Source organism: Microbacterium sp. ISL-59, from assembly GCF_018613945.1.
Lineage (GTDB): Bacteria > Actinomycetota > Actinomycetes > Actinomycetales > Microbacteriaceae > Microbacterium > Microbacterium oxydans_B.
Genome location: NZ_JAGGPG010000005.1, coordinates 269,579 through 285,992 on the forward strand (window position 1 = coordinate 269,579; position 16,414 = coordinate 285,992).

14 protein-coding genes are annotated in these 16,414 nt (G+C 65.5%); 7 read left to right on the forward strand and 7 right to left on the reverse strand.

What is annotated here, in order from left to right; all coding sequences use genetic code 11:
- Nucleotides 1-75: 75 nt before the first annotated feature.
- The 3 genes from J7E45_RS17605 to J7E45_RS17615 are packed head-to-tail and all read right to left on the reverse strand — an operon-like array spanning nucleotide 76 to nucleotide 4,095.
- Entirely contained in the window at nucleotides 76-2,022 is a 1,947-nt protein-coding gene (locus tag J7E45_RS17605) for a YhgE/Pip domain-containing protein (protein ID WP_091031215.1), read from the reverse strand.
- Complete coding sequence (locus J7E45_RS17610; protein ID WP_205829366.1) at nucleotides 2,019-2,789, reverse strand: hypothetical protein; 771 nt, start codon at nucleotides 2,787-2,789, stop codon at nucleotides 2,019-2,021. Before J7E45_RS17610 ends, J7E45_RS17605 begins: the two co-directional genes overlap by 4 nt.
- A 52-nt stretch (nucleotides 2,790-2,841) precedes the next feature.
- Complete coding sequence (locus tag J7E45_RS17615) at nucleotides 2,842-4,095, reverse strand: amidohydrolase family protein (RefSeq protein ID WP_215071057.1); 1,254 nt, start codon at nucleotides 4,093-4,095, stop codon at nucleotides 2,842-2,844.
- A 226-nt stretch (nucleotides 4,096-4,321) separates the two neighbouring features.
- Between J7E45_RS17615 and J7E45_RS17620 the strand changes: the two genes are divergently transcribed.
- From J7E45_RS17620 to J7E45_RS17640, 5 genes are all read left to right on the forward strand, one after another.
- Nucleotides 4,322-4,576, forward strand: coding sequence for a LapA family protein (locus J7E45_RS17620; RefSeq protein WP_215071059.1), 255 nt, complete (start codon nucleotides 4,322-4,324; stop codon nucleotides 4,574-4,576).
- A 73-nt stretch (nucleotides 4,577-4,649) separates the two neighbouring features.
- Nucleotides 4,650-5,690, forward strand: coding sequence for a linear amide C-N hydrolase (locus J7E45_RS17625; RefSeq protein WP_215071061.1), 1,041 nt, complete (start codon nucleotides 4,650-4,652; stop codon nucleotides 5,688-5,690).
- Nucleotides 5,691-5,697: 7 nt separating this feature from the next.
- Nucleotides 5,698-7,293: a LuxR C-terminal-related transcriptional regulator gene (locus J7E45_RS17630; RefSeq protein ID WP_215071063.1), complete on the forward strand. Its 1,596-nt coding sequence runs from the start codon at nucleotides 5,698-5,700 to the stop codon at nucleotides 7,291-7,293.
- On the forward strand, nucleotides 7,290-8,681 hold the full coding sequence (locus J7E45_RS17635; RefSeq protein WP_215071065.1) for a threonine/serine exporter family protein: 1,392 nt from the start codon (nucleotides 7,290-7,292) through the stop codon (nucleotides 8,679-8,681). The genes J7E45_RS17630 and J7E45_RS17635 overlap by 4 nt, the downstream gene beginning before the upstream one ends.
- Complete coding sequence (locus J7E45_RS17640; RefSeq protein ID WP_215071067.1) at nucleotides 8,674-9,780, forward strand: AI-2E family transporter; 1,107 nt, start codon at nucleotides 8,674-8,676, stop codon at nucleotides 9,778-9,780. The genes J7E45_RS17635 and J7E45_RS17640 overlap by 8 nt, the downstream gene beginning before the upstream one ends.
- A gap of 123 nt (nucleotides 9,781-9,903) precedes the next feature.
- On the opposite strand, the gene nrdF is transcribed toward J7E45_RS17640, so the two are convergent.
- The 4 genes from nrdF to nrdH are packed head-to-tail and all read right to left on the reverse strand — an operon-like array spanning nucleotide 9,904 to nucleotide 13,744.
- Complete coding sequence (gene nrdF / locus J7E45_RS17645; protein WP_017828866.1) at nucleotides 9,904-10,881, reverse strand: class 1b ribonucleoside-diphosphate reductase subunit beta; 978 nt, start codon at nucleotides 10,879-10,881, stop codon at nucleotides 9,904-9,906.
- A 47-nt stretch (nucleotides 10,882-10,928) separates the two neighbouring features.
- Complete coding sequence (gene nrdE / locus J7E45_RS17650; RefSeq protein ID WP_308162187.1) at nucleotides 10,929-13,073, reverse strand: class 1b ribonucleoside-diphosphate reductase subunit alpha; 2,145 nt, start codon at nucleotides 13,071-13,073, stop codon at nucleotides 10,929-10,931.
- Complete coding sequence (gene nrdI, locus J7E45_RS17655) at nucleotides 13,070-13,504, reverse strand: class Ib ribonucleoside-diphosphate reductase assembly flavoprotein NrdI (RefSeq protein WP_029262703.1); 435 nt, start codon at nucleotides 13,502-13,504, stop codon at nucleotides 13,070-13,072. The genes nrdE and nrdI overlap by 4 nt, the downstream gene beginning before the upstream one ends.
- A 6-nt stretch (nucleotides 13,505-13,510) precedes the next feature.
- On the reverse strand, nucleotides 13,511-13,744 hold the full coding sequence (gene nrdH, locus J7E45_RS17660; protein ID WP_028503264.1) for a glutaredoxin-like protein NrdH: 234 nt from the start codon (nucleotides 13,742-13,744) through the stop codon (nucleotides 13,511-13,513).
- Nucleotides 13,745-14,134: 390 nt separating this feature from the next.
- On the opposite strand from nrdH, the gene J7E45_RS17665 reads away from it, so the two are divergent.
- Together J7E45_RS17665 and J7E45_RS17670 are read left to right on the forward strand one after the other, a co-directional pair.
- On the forward strand, nucleotides 14,135-15,343 hold the full coding sequence (locus J7E45_RS17665) for an MFS transporter (protein ID WP_208617629.1): 1,209 nt from the start codon (nucleotides 14,135-14,137) through the stop codon (nucleotides 15,341-15,343).
- A complete protein-coding gene (locus tag J7E45_RS17670) occupies nucleotides 15,340-16,260 on the forward strand; it encodes a sugar kinase (RefSeq protein ID WP_215071069.1) in 921 nt (306 codons plus the stop codon). The genes J7E45_RS17665 and J7E45_RS17670 overlap by 4 nt, the downstream gene beginning before the upstream one ends.
- The last annotated feature ends 154 nt before the right edge of the window (nucleotides 16,261-16,414 follow it).

Genomic DNA, 16,414 nt, shown 5'->3' on the forward strand with positions numbered 1-16,414 from the left:
TTTCGCTCCTACGAAGAGATCGGACGGGTGAAGTGGGATGAGGTGTCAGGACATGTGGTGAGGGTGACTCTCCTCCTATACCTCGACCGGTGGGTAGAGGCGGTCCATGTTGTACTGCCTGTTGCGCCGGGCGGCCAACGTCGAGATCGCGAGGAACACCACTGTGAGAAGGGCGATCGTGCCGATCGCAACCCACAGCCGGTAATCCGCGCCTCCCAGGATCATGAACCTCAGCCCGGTGACGGTGGCCGTCATCGGATCGATCCAATGGATGTACTGGAACGGCAGGGTCGTCACCGCGACCGGGTACACACCTCCGGCGGAGGTGAGCTGCACCATGAGGAAGGCGAGCGTGAGCACGCGGCCCACAGCCGGCCCGAGGACGGCGTTGAACATCTGGATCATGGCCATGAACATCGCGACCATGAGCAGCATGAACCCGAACGTGCCCCAGGGGTTGGCGTACTCCATTCCCAGTCCGAACCGCACGACCAGGTACAGGATCGTCGCCTGCAGGAAGCCGACCGCCAGCGTCGGTGCATAGGAGGCGAGCACGGTTCGGAAGGATCCGAGCCCCTGCGCCAGCGGACGCGCCTGCAGCGGTGTGAAGAGCATCCACGCGATGATGCCGCCGACGAACAGCGCGAGCCCGAAGAAGAACGGTGCGAATCCGTAGGCGAAGGTCTTCGCCTCGTTGTTCGTGACCTGCTTCATCACGACGGGATCGGCCAGCGTCTTGATGAAGCTGGACTGCTGATCGCTGTTCCAGTTGGGGATCAGCTTCATCCCCGATTCGACGCCGCTGGCCAGTTCCGCGGTGCCGGCCACGAGCGCAGGCATGTTCGCGGAGATCTCGTTCGCACCGTCGCTGAGCTGGACCAGGCCGCTCGCGAGCTGGTCCGCGCCCGATCGCAGTTCGTCGGCCTTCCCCGTGACCTGGTTCAGGGTGTTGTTGATGCCGCCGGACTCCACGGCCCGCAGGATCACATTCACGCGACTGCTCGGGTTGTCGAACTCGCCGGCGAGGGTGTCGACGTCGCTGCGGAGACGGTCGAACGCGATCGACACCTCCTGCCCGACACCGCTCTGCTCGATCGATCGCTGCACGCCCTCCAGCCGCTCAGCCAGCTCATCGTCGCCGGAGGCGCGCACGTCGTCGATCACCGCCTGCAGATCTGCCCGCGCCCGCGCGTTCGCCTCGGCGATACCCGCCAGAGCGCCGTCGAGGCTGTCGGTGCTGGTGCGAATGGACGAGGCGAACTGCTGCAATTCGCCCGTCGTGAGACCGTTGGCGTTGACCGCTCGCTCGACCTGCCCGACGGCACCGTCCACGTTGGCCACGAGTTCGTCGAGGGCGGCGGAGAGCGTCCCCGCGCCCGACTTGGCTGTCACCAGCCCCGTGGCGAGTTGATCGGCCCCTGCGCTGAGTTCGTCGACCCCCGAGTTGAGCGTCTCGATACCCGCTGCGGCCTGACGGATCGTGGGCAGCTCCCCCTTGATCCCGGTCGCGACGGCGAGGAAGACCTGCTCCCCCACCTGCGCGGTGACGTCGTTGATGACCTCAGCGGCAGCATCCTGACCGATCACCGTCGACAGGTAGTTGTTGGCGTCGTTGTAGGTGAAGATCAGGTCGGCCTGGCGGGGGTCCCCCGTCGCCGCCGATGCGATCGCCTCGCTGAAGTCCGCAGGGATCGTGATCGTGAACGCATATCGTCCGTGCTCGAGACCTGCGGTGCCCTCGGCCTCATCCACGACGTGCGTCTCGAGCTGTCCGGAATCGACGATTCCCTTCACGACCTGGGTACCCGCATCGAGCGGCTCGCCCATCGCGTCGGCCCCCTCGTCGAGGTTGACGATGGCGACGGGCAGGTGGTTCACGTTGCCGAACGGATTCCAGAACGCCCAGAGGTACAGGGCGCCGTAGAGGAGCGGCATCAGGATGATGACGGCGACGGCGAGACGCGGCATGCGCCCGCGGTAGTAGCGCTTGAAATCGCTACCGGGTGAGAATGCGGCGATCATCGGCCGGTGACCTCTCGTTCCAGGACCGCGAATTCGTGGTCGGTGAGGTTGTGGACCTCGATCACATCGGTGATGCCGTCCTGCTTCTCGACGCCGTTGACGTCGGCCATGATGACGGTCTGCTCGGCTCCGAGAGCGATGAGGCGCTCACGGAGACGCCGGGAGCCCTCGACGCTGGCGAGGGTGTCGACGCCACCGACGACCAGTAGCGGGGGCTTTCGGATGTTGGCCACGGCGATGCGGAAGAGGGCTGCCGTGAACTCCGGCAGCTCCTCGACCATCGCGTCCATCGTCGGCAGCGAATAGTCACCGAATACCGGGCGGCAGATGCGTTCGAGATCCTCGTCGGTCGACTGCGGCACCCACTGGTACCACTTGGCGGCCCACCGCACCTGTTCGGTCACGATGTCGTGCACGCGGATCGTCTGCGGGATGCCGTCGACCTCGTCGACGTTGGCGATCGCCGCCTGACCGAAGAGATGATGCGGCTTGTCGATGCGTCCGAAGGCTTCGAGTCGTCCGGTGGTCGGCTTCATCCGCCCGCTCAACGTCAGCAGGAGCGCCTGACGGCCGCGGCCTCCTGCGCCGACGAGCACCGTGACGCCGCCGGCTCGGACCGTGAGATCGACAGGTCCGTAGATGTGCCCCCAAGAGGCGTCGACACCGATGCCGGTCGCGGTGATCAGCACCTCGCCGAACGTCTCGCTGTGCCCACTGCGTGTGCCGAGACCCTCATCGGTCTCACCCTGATCCGTCGGAGCTGTCATCGCTCTTCCCCTTCGATTCGCCCTGAGATTGCCGATCGGAGCCGACATGGCCTCAGGCCTCGTTCTTGATGACCTGGCCGCCCTTGACGATGAGCGCGAAGTTCGTGTCAGGGTCGGCGATGAGCGAGAGGTCTTCGATCGGGTCTCCGTTGACCAGGATCAGGTCCGCCCAGGATCCTTCCGCGATGACGCCGAGCTTCGCGCCTCGGTAACTGTTGCGCTCCCCCGCGAGCTCGAACAGCGACGCGTTGCCGGAGGTGAGCATCGTGAGGGCGTCCACATTGCTGTAGAAGTCACCGAGGCGCGCGGCCATGACGCTCTGGCGGGCCGCCGACTGCGGCTCGAGCAGCAGATCGGTCCCCCATGCGGTCTTCACGCCGTATTGCTTCGCCCAGCCGTAGACCTCATCGGTGCCGTGGCAGATCTCGGTGTTCTTGGCGGCACGCACCGGGTCGGGGTAGTGGTGGTCGTCCTCGGCGAAGGGCTGCATCGAGAGCCAGGCGCCCTTCTCGGCGATCAGCGCGATCGTCGCCTCGTCGGCGAGGTGTCCGTGTTCGATCGATGTGACGCCGGCATCGAGAGCGCGTGCGATTCCGGCGGGCGTGTAGACGTGGGTGGCGACGTAGGTGCCGTAGTCGGTCGCTGCCTGCACGGCGGCTCGGATCTCATCCGGCGTGTACTGAAGAGTGTTCAGCGGGTCGTACATCGACGCAGCGCCACCGCCGAGGGTGAGTTTGATCTGGCTCGCCCCCATCTTGAGCTGCTCCCGGACAGCCGCCAAGACGCGCGGTACTCCGTCGGCGACGCGGGTGAAGTGGATGTCCTCGGTCCTGCTCGGCGCACCGCCGAACTCCTCCGGAACGTCGTAGACGAACGAGAAGTCAGCGTGTCCCGATGTCTGCGAGATCATCGCCTGGCTGGGGAAGATGCGCGGCCCCTCGAATACACCGCGATCGATGAGCGACTTCACCGGAGCGGTGTCACCACCCATATCCCGCACCGTCGTGAACCCGCGCAGCAGCATCCGCTTCGCCTCGGCGATCGTGTTCCCGTACAGCGCGCCTGTCGGACCCTGGAGGAACTCCATCATGCTGTTGGCGTTACCCATGAGGTGCACGTGGGCATCGCTCAGGCCCGGCATCAGGAAGCGCCCTTTCGCGTCGATCTCGATGACGCCGTCGGAGGCGTCGCCGGCGACGGGAGCCGAGGATACGGCCACGACGAAGGGACCTTCGATCAGGACATCGACGTTGTCCTGTGTCTTCGCGTTCACGCCGTCGAAGACGCGAGCGTTGCGAATGATCATTCTCTGAGGTGCGTGCGTCCCTGGGGCCATGGCGGCGAGACTATGCCGCGGGCCGCGCCGTGGATGCCTCCCGGCGAGAGATTTCCCCCGACCCGTCATTCGGGTGATGACCCGGTCCGCCCCCTGCCCTTCACCCGGCTCTCATCCTCTCGTGGAGCGGCACGAAAGGTGAGTAGTCTCCTCCGTGGAGCGGCCCGCGAGCGCGCGGAGCAGGAGGAGGAGACGTATGCCCGAGAAGGAAAACACGACAGGCAGCGGTACGGAACAGAAGGCGAAAGCGAACGGCGCGAAGGCGATCATCGCCATCATCATCGCCATCGCCGCGCTCTCCTTCGTGTTCTCGAATGTGGCTCCCGCGACGCTGAGATTCCTGTTCCTGGAGTTCACGATGCCCGCCTGGGGCTGGTTTCTCGCGGTTCTGGCTGCCGGCGTGGTCATCGGTTCCCTGTTCCCTTGGTTCCGACCGCGGAAGAGGGGATGACACCTTCATTCCCGCTCCGGCATAGAAGCGCAATCTTGCCGATCCCCGACGAACCCGAGAGAAAGACACCGACATGTGCACAAGAGTGGTCTGGCCCGACGCCGGCGGAGCGGTGATCGTCGGACGAAACATGGACTACCACCGCGATCTGGGCACCAATCTATGGAAGCTGCCGAGAGGTTCGCGCCGCGACGACGGAGTCGACGGTGCTCTCACCTGGCAGGCCCGGTACGGCAGCATCGTCGCCACGGCCTTCGACATGATCACGGTCGACGGGGTGAACGAAACGGGGCTCGCCGGGCACGTGCTCTGGCTCGCCGAGTCCTCCTACGGGGAGCTCGATCCGTCACGACCAGCGCTGAGTCAGGCCGTCTGGCTGCAGTACTTCCTCGACAATTTCGCCACGGTGGCAGAAGCCGTGGGGTGGATCACCTCGAACCGCGTGCAGGTGGTCCAGCTCACGGACCCCGTCACGGGTGAGGTCCCCACGATTCATCTGGCCCTGGACGACGCATCCGGCGATTCCGCGATCATCGAGTACATCGACGGCGACGTCGAGGTCCACCACGGGGCGGAGTTTCGGGTGATGACGAACTCGCCGAAGTATGACGAGCAGCTCGCGCTGCTTTCACAGATCGACGGGTTCGGGGGCGAGAACCCCCTGCCTGGGACGACGCTCGCCCCCGACCGTTTCGCCCGTGCCGCCCACTACGTCCGTCGTCTGCCGCAGCCGAAGACCCAGCTCGAGGCCATCGCGTCGATGTTCAGCGTGATCCGCAACGCCGCCCAGCCCTTCCGCTTGCCGGACGAAGGCAGACCGGATGCATCGCAGACCATCTGGCAGGTCGTCGCGGATCTCACCCGCCTCCGCTATGTGTTCGAATCGACGACGCGCCCGAACATCGTGTGGGTCGACCTCGCTGATGTCGACTTCGCCGAGGGCAGTCCCCCGCTGGTCCTCGATCTGGGCAGCGGTCTCGCGATCGAAGGAGGCCTGGCGGGCAACGTCTCGACGAAGTTCGAGGAGCGCGGTGATCTGCATTTCCTGTCGCTCACCGATCTCCGTCGTCTCGCCGCCGGACACGGTGCGGTGGCTTCGTCCCGTCCGAGCTGAGTCTCCGATGCTACAGAACGCGCGCAGCGCCTCGGCGCGCGCTGAGACGATGAACCTGACGGACAGCACGCGGGCGATCGAGGCGCTGCGGAGCGCCGTGCTCTCGAAGAGCGGCGAAGCGGTGGCTCACGCGGCCATGATGAACATCTGGCCGTTGTACAGCGTGCACGCCGATGAGCTCGTGTCCGCCGTCGAGTCGCTTCCGACGCCTCTCCTCGAGCGGTACCCGGTGCTGCGCATCGTGCACCGCATGACGCCCGTGCTGGCGCGGACCAACCGCCCGTTCAAACCCCTCATCTATCCGGACGACGCGCGGAGCATGAGCGCGGACGAGCTCGACATCTTCACACTCGTGCAGATGGTGGCCTTCCGCTTGAGCGGAGACGTGGCGGCCGCGATGATCTACGCTCGCCGCCTGCAGGACCGCATCCTGCAGGTCCGTGTCGAATCCCGCGAGCGCCCCGACGGACCGCTCTGGTTCTATCACCAGCAGATCGGGTCGACCCTGCTCGCAGCCGGAGAATCCGCGGCCGCGCTGCTGGAATTCGCCACCGCCCGGGACCTCGGGAGATTGTCGCAGCAGACCGATGCGGAACGGATGGCGCTCGGGCGCACCGCACTCACCCACGCCGTTCGCGGATCGCTCGACGATGCCGAGAGTTCGCTGAACGAGCTCACCGCGTTGCCTGAGCCCACCCGTGCCCATCTGACGGCGACGACGATGACGGAGCGATGTGCGCGCGCCCTCCTCGCCGTCGACAGCATGGCCCCGGACGCGGACGAGCTCCTCAGCCGGCTCGAGACCTATGACAGCATCGAGCTGACCTGGCCCTTCGCGCTACTCGCGCGATCACGGCGACTGCTCGTGCTGCAGCATCCCGACGACGCGATCGAGGCCGTTGCTCTCGCACGCGACGCGCATCCGGATCAGCACGGCTCGTTCGCGACCGACGTCATCAACTCCGTGTCGATCGACGCACTCTGGTCTACCGGAGACACGACCGCGGCCAGACGAATCGCCGAGGAGACCGCTCGCTCGGGACCGCTCACGCGCATGGCGATCATCCGCCACGCACTTCTCGAGTCGCGCCTGGATGTCGCCGCTTCGGGACTGCGTCAGATGTCCACCGCCCGATCGTTGGGGCCGGGTGCACGCGCAGAGTCGATCCTCCTGTCTGCGTGGTTGGAGTGCGCGCTCACCGATGCGGTCGCCTCGGAGACGGCTGCGCAGGTCGCGCGAATCGCTTCGAGGCCAGGGCGGCGGCGACTCGTCTCGCAGATTCCCCTCCAGCTGATCACCCGGGTGCAGGAACGCCTCTCCCCGGAGGAAGCAACCTCCTTCGCGGCCGCGACCGGGGGGCTGGCCGCCACCGACCGCCCACGTCCGCCCACCCTCACCGCGAGTGAACTCCGGGTTCTCCACGCTCTCCCGCTGCATGCCACGACCGCCGCCCTCGCCGCGTCGTTGCACGTCTCACCGAACACGATCAAGTCGCAGTTGAGGTCGCTTTACCGCAAGCTCGGGTGTTCGACGCGCGACGACGCCGTCAGCATCGCATCCCGACTGCATCTGCTCGCCGCCGAAGTTTCGCCCCGATCATGACACCGCTCGACCGCGAGGCGAATCAGAGTCCAGGGATCATCGGGCGGGCGCGGGGCGCTCTCCAGGCCCTGCGCCCGCGTGCTGTGATCGGGAATGATGCCGAGCCCGGTGCCGACGTGATCGCGATGCTCGGTATGCTCGGCGCCTCGCTGCTGGCTTCGTCGCAGGCGACGAATGACGTGGAGGAGACACTCAACCGTCTCGCGCAGCAATACGACCGCGCAGATCTCCGCGTGTTCGTCCTTCCGACGATCGTGATGGTCGAGGATCCGCGCAACTCGTCATCCGCCACTTCCCTCTTCGCCGTGGGTAGCGCTCCGCTGCGCCTCGACCAGGTCGACGCCGTCGAGCGACTCGTGCGTGAGGCCTCGAGGAGTACGACGCCACCGCAAGACGTCGTCGCCCGACTCGGCGAGATCCGATCGGAATCCGCACGGTTCGGACCGGTGCTCACCGTCTTCGGGTACACCCTGCTCACGGTCGGGTTCGGCCTGGTGCTCAATCCCACCGTGACCGCTCTTCCGGTCTATGTGCTGCTCGGGGTGGTCGTGGGGTCGATCGTTCTGATCGGCAATCGCGTCGCCACGCTGTCCCTCATCCTGCCGGTGCTCACTGCCTTCTCCGTGACACTCCTCATATCGCTGCTCGTGCGTCCCTTCGTGCACGACGATGTGCTCCGGCTCGTGGCGCCGTCGCTGGTCTCGTTCCTCCCCGGGCTCACGCTCACGATCGCCGCCGTCGAGCTCACCTCCGGGCAGATGATGGCGGGGGCGAGCCGCTTGGTCTCCGGTATCGCCCGGCTCGGCCTTCTCACCTTCGGTGTGTACGCGGGCATCTCCATCGCCGGGGAGCCTCCGGCTCCCACCACCGCACCGACGCAGCTCGGTGCATGGGCGCCCTGGGCGGGGATCGTCCTGGTCGCACTCGGCTACTACCTGTACTCCGCAGCTCCGCGACGATCACTCGTGTGGATCCTCTATGCGCTCGTCGTCGCCTATTCGGGACAGCTGCTGGGCGACATGCTGGTCGGAGCCGAATTGTCGGGGCTCATCGGCGCCCTGATCGTCATCCCCGCCGTCATGCTCGCCGGCCGCCTCTCCGCATCCCCCTCGACCGCGGTCATGCTCACCTGTGCGTACTGGCTCCTGGTACCCGGCGCGATGGGGTTCATCGGTCTCAGCGAGGCGGCATCGGGCGCCTCCGGCGCCACCGACACCATCATGCGGACCTTCGGCTCCCTCACTGCCATCGCGATCGGGATGCTGCTGGGAGCAGGCCTGAGCCGTGACGTCGCAGCGATGTCTCGAGGGTGGAGGCAGGCGCGCGGACGGGGTGTCACAAACCGACCGACGAAGCCGAGCGACGGAGAGCGAATGCACCATGACTGATCATCCTGCCGTCGACGAGAATCCGCGCCGGCTTCGCGAGACGCTGACTTCGCTCAACCGTCCCTTCTCGTCGGGGTACATCTTGACGTTGGGCGGACTTCTCGCTTTCGGCACCGGTGTGGCGTTCACGCACCTCTCCACGGTGCTGATCTATGTGGCATTCGCCCTTTTCGCCGCCCTCGGACTCGACCCCGTGGTGCGCAAGCTCGAGACCCGCGGGGTACGGCGCGCGTGGGGAATCCTGATCGTGTACGCGGTCTTCGCTGCGGCGGTGGTCGGCGCCCTGCTCTTGATCGTGCCGACCGCGGTGCGCCAAGTCGCTCAGGTGATCGCCGACGGACCGAAGCTGATCAAGAGTTTCGAAGCATCAAGCTTCTACGGCTGGCTCCACGATGCGTTGGGGAGCGAAGCGACCACCCTCGTGCACGACGTCACGGCTTTTCTCACGCAGCCCTCCCACATCGCGGCGATAGGCCAGGGGGTGCTGCAGGTCGGAGTGTCGATCGTCTCGACGGCCTCCGGCGTGGTCATCGTGCTCGTGCTGAGCTTGTATTTTCTGGCCTCCCTGCCGGCGATCAAGGCGGGATTCAACCGTCTCTTCCCCGCGTACAACCGGTCCGGCGTCGACTCGATGACAAGTCAGATCACGGATTCCGTGGGCAGCTACCTCATGGGAATGGTCGTGTTGGCGTTCTTCAACAGTGTTGTCGCGCTCGTCCTGCACCTCGTCCTGAATCTTCCTTTCGCGCTGCTGATGGCGGTCGTCGCATTCGTCATAACCCTCATCCCGCTGGTGGGATCCGTGCTCTACTGGGCTGTCGCGACCGCGCTCGCACTCTTCTCCGGATGGCTTCCGGCGCTGATCTTCGCCGTGGCGTACCTCATCTACATGCAGCTCGAGGCCTACGTCCTGACGCCGAAGGTGATGAATCGGGCGATCGCCGTGCCCGGGGCACTCGTGGTCATCGGGGCGCTCGTGGGCGGCACCCTGCTCGGGCTCCTGGGCGCTCTGATCGCGATTCCGGTGACCGCCTCGATCCTCCTCATCGTGAAGCAGGTCCTCATACCGAGACAGGATTCGAGGACAGTATCCCCGTAGCCACGCCCATGATGAACGGCGCAGCTGGCGACCTCGAACGAGAAAGCCCCCGCACGGTGGTCGATAGGACCGCCGGGCGGGGGCTTCGTGGGTGTCAGCGAATCCTACGCTGACCAGCGTTTCTCAGAAGTCCCAGTCGTCGTCTTCCGTGGCCTCGGCCTTGCCGATGACGTACGACGAGCCCGACCCCGAGAAGAAGTCGTGGTTCTCGTCGGCGTTCGGCGAGAGCGCCGACAGGATCGCCGGGTTCACGTTCGTGACGCTGGAGGGGAACATCGCCTCGTAGCCCAGGTTCATGAGGGCCTTGTTGGCGTTGTAGTGCAGGAACTTCTTGACGTCTTCGGTCAGACCGACGCCGTCGTAGAGGTCCTGCGTGTACTGCACCTCGTTGTCGTAGAGCTCGTACATGAGCGAGAACGTGTAGTCCTTGAGCTCATCGCGGCGCTCCTGGGTCTCGTTCTCGAGCCCCTTCTGGAACTTGTAGCCGATGTAGTAGCCGTGCACGGCCTCGTCACGGATGATGAGGCGGATCAGGTCGGCCGTGTTCGTCAGCTTCGCCTTCGACGACCAGTAGATCGGCAGGTAGAACCCCGAGTAGAAGAGGAACGACTCCAGCAGGGTGGAGGCCACCTTGCGCTTGAGCGGGTCGTCTCCTTGGTAGTAGTCCATGATGATCTGAGCCTTCTTCTGAAGGTTCGGATTCTCGGTCGACCACCGGAACGCCTCGTCGATCTCCTTCGTCGACGCGAGGGTCGAGAAGATCGAGGAGTAGCTCTTCGCGTGCACCGACTCCATGAACGCGATGTTCGTGTACACGGCCTCTTCGTGAGGCGTGATCGCGTCGGGGATCAGCGATACCGCACCGACGGTGCCCTGGATCGTGTCGAGCAGGGTGAGACCGGTGAACACCCGCATGGTGAGCAGCTGCTCGTCGGGAGTGAGCGTGTTCCACGACTGCACGTCGTTCGACAGCGGCACCTTCTCCGGCAGCCAGAAGTTGTTCACCAGACGGTTCCAGACCTCGAGGTCCTTGTCGTCCTGGATGCGGTTCCAGTTGATCGCCTGCACGCTGGAGACCAGCTTGAGTCTTTCAGGAGTCATTTTCTTCGTCGTTTCTCGGGTTCAGCTGTCAGCAGCGGGTCAACGGGTCAGAGCATGCACGAGACGCACTCGGCCATGTCGGTGCCCTCGAGCGCCAGCTGACGCAGGCGGATGTAGTAGATCGTCTTGATGCCCTTGCGCCATGCGTAGATCTGCGCCTTGTTGATGTCACGCGTGGTGGCGGTGTCCTTGAAGAACAGCGTCAGCGACAGGCCCTGGTCGACGTGCTGCGTGGCAGCCGCGTACGTGTCGATGACCTTCTCGTAGCCGATCTCGTAAGCGTCCTGGTAGTACTCCAGGTTGTCGTTCGTCATGAACGCCGCCGGGTAGTAGACGCGACCGAGCTTGCCTTCCTTGCGGATCTCGATCTTCGACGCGATCGGGTGGATCGACGACGTGGAATTGTTGATGTACGAGATCGAGCCGGTCGGCGGGACGGCCTGCAGGTTCTGGTTGTAGATGCCGTGCTTCTGGATCGACGCCTTCAGCTCGGCCCAGTCGTCCTGCGTCGGGATGTGCTTGCCGGCGAAGAGCTCCTTGACCTTCTCGGTCGCGGGGACCCACGCCTGCTCGATGTACTTGTCGAAGAACGTACCCGACGCGTAGGTCGAGTCCTCGAACCCGTCGAACGTGGTACCGCGCTCGATGGCGAGGTTGTTCGACGCACGCAGCGCGTGGAACAGCACCGTGTAGAAGTAGATGTTCGTGAAGTCGATGCCCTCTTCGGAGCCGTAGTACACGTGCTCGCGGGCGAGGTATCCGTGCAGGTTCATCTGGCCGAGGCCGATCGCGTGCGAGCGGTCGTTGCCGTCCTCGATCGAGCGCACCGAGCCGATGTGGCTCTGGTCGCTGACCGCGGTGAGGGCGCGGATCGCGGTCTCGACCGTCTGGCCGAGGTCATCGGCATCCATCGACAGCGCGATGTTCATCGAGCCGAGGTTGCAGGAGATGTCCTTGCCGATGTTGTCGTACGACAGGTCGTCGTTGTACGTCGTCGGCGTGTTCACCTGCAGGATCTCACTGCAGAGGTTGGACATGTTGATCCGACCCTTGATCGGGTTGGCCTTGTTCACCGTGTCTTCGAACATGACGTACGGGTAGCCGGACTCGAACTGGATCTCGGCGACCGTCTGGAAGAACTCACGCGCGTTGATCTTCGTCTTCTTGATGCGCGGGTCATCGACCATCTCGCGGTACTTCTCGGTGACCGAGATGTCGCCGAACGGCACGCCGTAGACCTTCTCGACATCGTACGGCGAGAACAGGTACATGTCCTCGTCGTTCTTGGCGAGCTCGAACGTGATGTCGGGAACCACGACACCCAGCGAGAGCGTCTTGATGCGGATCTTCTCGTCGGCGTTCTCACGCTTGGTGTCGAGGAAGCGCATGATGTCGGGGTGGTGCGCGTTGAGGTACACCGCACCGGCACCCTGACGGGCACCGAGCTGGTTGGCGTAGCTGAAGCTGTCTTCGAGCAGCTTCATCACGGGGATGATGCCCGAGGACTGGTTCTCGATCTGCTTGATCGGCGCACCCGACTCGCGGATGTTCGAGAGCAGCAGGGCCACGCCGCCGCCGCGCTTGGAGAGCTGCAGTGCGGAGTTGATGCCGCGGGCGATCGACTCCATGTTGTCTTCGATGCGCAGCAGGAAGCAGCTGACGAGCTCGCCACGCTGCGCCTTGCCGGCGTTGAGGAAGGTCGGGGTGGCCGGCTGGAAGCGACCGGAGATGATCTCCTCGACGAGGGCGACGGCGAGCTTCTCGTCACCGTCGGCGAGGCCGAGGGCGGTCATGACGACGCGGTCCTCGAAGCGCTCGAGGTAACGCTTGCCGTCGAAGGTCTTGAGCGTGTAGCTCGTGTAGTACTTGAACGCGCCGAGGAACGTCTCGAAGCGGAACTTCTTGCCGTAGGCGAGGTCATTGAGCTTCTGGATGAACTCCATCGAGTAATGCTCGATGACGGCACCCTCGTAGTACTCCTTCTCCACGAGGTAGTCCAGACGCTCCTTGAGCGAGTGGAAGAACACCGTGTTCTGGTTCACGTGCTGCAGGAAGTACTCCCGCGCGGCGCGCTTGTCGGCGTCGAACTGGATCTTCCCGTTCGCGTCGTACAGGTTGAGCATCGCGTTGAGGGCGTGATAGTCGAGACCCTCGTAGGAGGGGTTCGCCTTGAATGCCACTGTCTCGGTCACTGAAGCTGCCACCGTCGTTCCAATCCGTCGCTCACGCGATCCACATCGTCTTGTGTGCCGAAGATCTCGAGCCGATACAAGTGCGGCACGTGGCACTTGCGGCTGATGATGTCTCCGGCGAGGCAGAACGCATCGCCGAAGTTGGTGTTGCCTGCGGAGATCACTCCGCGGATATGACGCCGGTTGCGCTCGTCATTGAGAAACCGGATCACCTGTTTGGGGACGGCGCCCTTCTCGACGCCGCGCCCCGCTCCCCCGCCGTAGGTGGGGGTGACCAGCACGAAGGGCTCGTCGATGACGAGGTCTTCTTCGTGCCGGTGGAGGGGGATGCGTCGGGACGGGAGCCCGAGTTTCTCGATGAACCGCGCGGTGTTACCCGAGACGCTCGAGAAGTAGATCAGGAGCGGCGCTGCGGTCGCGACGGCGCTCATGGGGCGTCACGCCAGACGGGAGGCGAGCTCGTCGATCTTGTCGGGACGGAAGCCCGACCAGTGACCCTCGTCGGTGACGACGACGGGTGCCTGCAGGTAGCCCAGCGCCTTGACCTGCTCGAGCGCCGTCGGGTCCTCGGAAAGGTCGAGGATCTCGTACTCGATGCCCTTGGCATCGAGCGCACGGTAGGTGGCGTTGCACTGAACGCAGGAAGGCTTTGTGTAGACCGTGATCGACATCTTTTCGTAACCCCTCAAATCTCTGGCCTGCTTCTCATCAGGCTGTTTCCCGGTAGACCCCCTGCCGGGACTTCAATACTACATATGGGGACCGACATTGGGGGCGACCACAAGGGGTAGTAGTTACATCCGTGTAGTTATCCACCGTTCTCTACAGATACAACACAGGTTCTCCACCGTTTCTTCCACAGGCTGAGGCCCCTTCGCGAGGCTCACGAACCGCGAGAAATCGCGGCTGGGAAGCCCCTGTGAACGATCCATCCACAGGGGGCACGCTACGCCGCCCCTCAGACATTTCGTTTCCTGTGGAATCGGGCTTTCGGCGTGTCGTGGGCGTGTCGCCGCACGGCCTCTTCCACGACCGCGCTCGAGGCCCGGTACCGTTGTCTGGTGGCGGGATATCGGGACCTTCTTCGCACGCCCGGAGTGGCGCGCATGATCGCGGCTCAGCTGACCGCGCGCTTCCCCAACGGGATGATGTCCCTCGCGATCCTGCTGCACGTCGAGCAGCAGACCGGGTCGTACGGATCCGCCGGCCTCGTCCTCGCCGCGACCAGCGTGGGGCAGGCCGTCGCCGGCCCCATCACGAGTCGGTGGATGGGCGTCTGGGGCATGCGACGCGTGATCACCCTCACCCTGTCGGTGTGCGTCGTCACCGTGCTCGGACTCGCTCTGCTTCCGCTCGACGTGCCGGGTTACATGCTGCTCGGGATGGTCGCGGGGCTCTCGACCCCGCCCGTGCAGGCCGCGGTGCGCACGATCTACCCGAAGCTCGTGAACTCCTCGAACCTCACGCCGCTGTTCTCCCTCGACGCCTCGCTGCAGGAGATCATCTGGGTGCTGGCGCCGGTCGTCATCACCCTGGTCTCCACCCAGATCGGCACGGCGGAGGGACTGCTGCTGGTGGCGATCATCCTCGTCGGCGGCGGCGCCTGGTTCATCCTCTCCCCCGAAGTCGGCCGGGTGCGCATCCCGCGCAGCCGCAATGCGCTGGGCAAGGTCGTCCTCAAGCCTCCCGTGCTGCTGGCGACGGTGATCGGCTTCCTGCTGATCGGCGCCTGCTCCGCGGTGGAGGTGGGCGTCGTCGCGACCTTCGAGCACGGCAGCCTCGCCGCCGGACTCGTGCTCGCGGTGTTCTCGGCGGGCAGCCTGGCGGGCGGTCTGGCGTTCGGCCACATCCCGATCGGGCCGTGGGCTATGGCCCGCCGCCTGCTGATCGTGACGATCGGCCTCGGCCTGACGATGGTCATGCTCAACGTGTTCTGGCTGGGCGGCACCCTGATCCTCGCCGGCATCGGCATCGCCCCCGCCCTCGCCGTGCTCTTCGCCATCACCTCGGCCAGCGTGAAGTTCAGCGAGACCGCTGAAGCCTTCGGCTGGGCGGGCACCGGGCAGCTGATCGGCGCGGCGGCCGGATCCGCCGTCGCCGGCTTCCTCGTCGACGCCAGCGACTGGCGTGGCGCCTACCTGGCCGCCACGATCTTCGCCGCGGTCGGCCTGCTCGTCTCCATCGTCTTCGTCCGTTCCTTCCCCGACCTGCGTCATCGCGACGCGCGCCCGTATCCCGACACCGAACCCCTGGCGGTCACCCCCTCATGAGCTCCACCTCCTCCCCCGTCTCTGCACCCGAGATCGTCTGCGTCGGCGAGACCATGGCCCTGATCACACCGACCGACGCCGAACTCGCGACCGCCGGTCACGCGACGATCGGCATCGCCGGGGCGGAGTCGAACGTCTCGGCCGGGGTCGCCGCGACCGGGCACCGCGTGGCCTGGGCATCCCGCCTCGGCGCCGATCCGCTCGGCGACCGCATCGCGTCGGAACTCGAGCGCCGCGGCGTGGAACTGTGGGTCGAGCGCGACGCCACCACCCCGACCGGCGTGATGTTCAAGGATCCGGGCGTCGAGTCCTCCTCCGTCTACTACTACCGGCGGGGCTCCGCGGCCTCTCGCATGGAGGCGGGGTTCCTGACGCCGGAGCGGCTCACGGGCGTGCGCATCGTGCACACCACCGGCATCACGCCCGCGCTCTCCGCATCCTGCCGCGAGATGGTCGACAGGCTCTTCACCGACGCACGCACGGCCGGTGCGCTGGTGTCCTTCGACGTGAACGACCGCCGCCCGCTGTGGAGCCGGGAGGATGCGGCCGAGACCCTCGCCCGGCTGGCGGACGCCGCCGACATCACCTTCGTCGGACGCGACGAGGCCGAACGCATCTGGGGCACCGCGACGGCGGCGGAGATCAGGGCCTTCCTGCCGAACTGCGCATTGCTCGTCGTCAAGGACGGCGACATCGGCGCGACCGCATACGACGGCGACGCCGAGCCGGTGTTCGTCCCCGCTCCGGTGGTCGACGTGGTCGAGCCGGTCGGCGCGGGCGATGCTTTCGCCTCCGGCTTCCTGGCGGCGACCCTCGACGGCGCCGACCTCGCCGCGCGCCTCTCCGCGGGCCACGCCGCCGCCGAGAGAGTGCTGCTGATCGCGGCGGACCTGCCGGCATTGCCGCCGCTCGACTGACACTCGGGATCGCTTCCGGGGAAGACCCTCCCCTTTCACTGAACGCCCGTTCAGAGATCGCCGAGCGGCGTCAAGCGACTGCTCGGTGAACGCTCGTCGCCTTTCGATGAACGACGGATGACGGGTGGCAGGAACCGCCGTTTCGCTGCGCCCC

Coding starts and splice junctions, on each gene's coding strand:
- nrdH (WP_028503264.1), bottom strand. CDS start 13,744: ATGTCGATCACGGTCTACACAAAGCCTTCCTGCGTTCAGTGCAACGCC.
- J7E45_RS17605 (WP_091031215.1), bottom strand. CDS start 2,022: ATGATCGCCGCATTCTCACCCGGTAGCGATTTCAAGCGCTACTACCGC.
- J7E45_RS17640 (WP_215071067.1), top strand. CDS start 8,674: ATGACTGATCATCCTGCCGTCGACGAGAATCCGCGCCGGCTTCGCGAG.
- J7E45_RS17620 (WP_215071059.1), top strand. CDS start 4,322: ATGCCCGAGAAGGAAAACACGACAGGCAGCGGTACGGAACAGAAGGCG.
- J7E45_RS17615 (WP_215071057.1), bottom strand. CDS start 4,095: ATGATCATTCGCAACGCTCGCGTCTTCGACGGCGTGAACGCGAAGACA.
- J7E45_RS17670 (WP_215071069.1), top strand. CDS start 15,340: ATGAGCTCCACCTCCTCCCCCGTCTCTGCACCCGAGATCGTCTGCGTC.
- J7E45_RS17625 (WP_215071061.1), top strand. CDS start 4,650: ATGTGCACAAGAGTGGTCTGGCCCGACGCCGGCGGAGCGGTGATCGTC.
- J7E45_RS17630 (WP_215071063.1), top strand. CDS start 5,698: ATGCTACAGAACGCGCGCAGCGCCTCGGCGCGCGCTGAGACGATGAAC.
- J7E45_RS17635 (WP_215071065.1), top strand. CDS start 7,290: ATGACACCGCTCGACCGCGAGGCGAATCAGAGTCCAGGGATCATCGGG.
- J7E45_RS17610 (WP_205829366.1), bottom strand. CDS start 2,789: ATGACAGCTCCGACGGATCAGGGTGAGACCGATGAGGGTCTCGGCACA.
- nrdI (WP_029262703.1), bottom strand. CDS start 13,504: ATGAGCGCCGTCGCGACCGCAGCGCCGCTCCTGATCTACTTCTCGAGC.
- nrdF (WP_017828866.1), bottom strand. CDS start 10,881: ATGACTCCTGAAAGACTCAAGCTGGTCTCCAGCGTGCAGGCGATCAAC.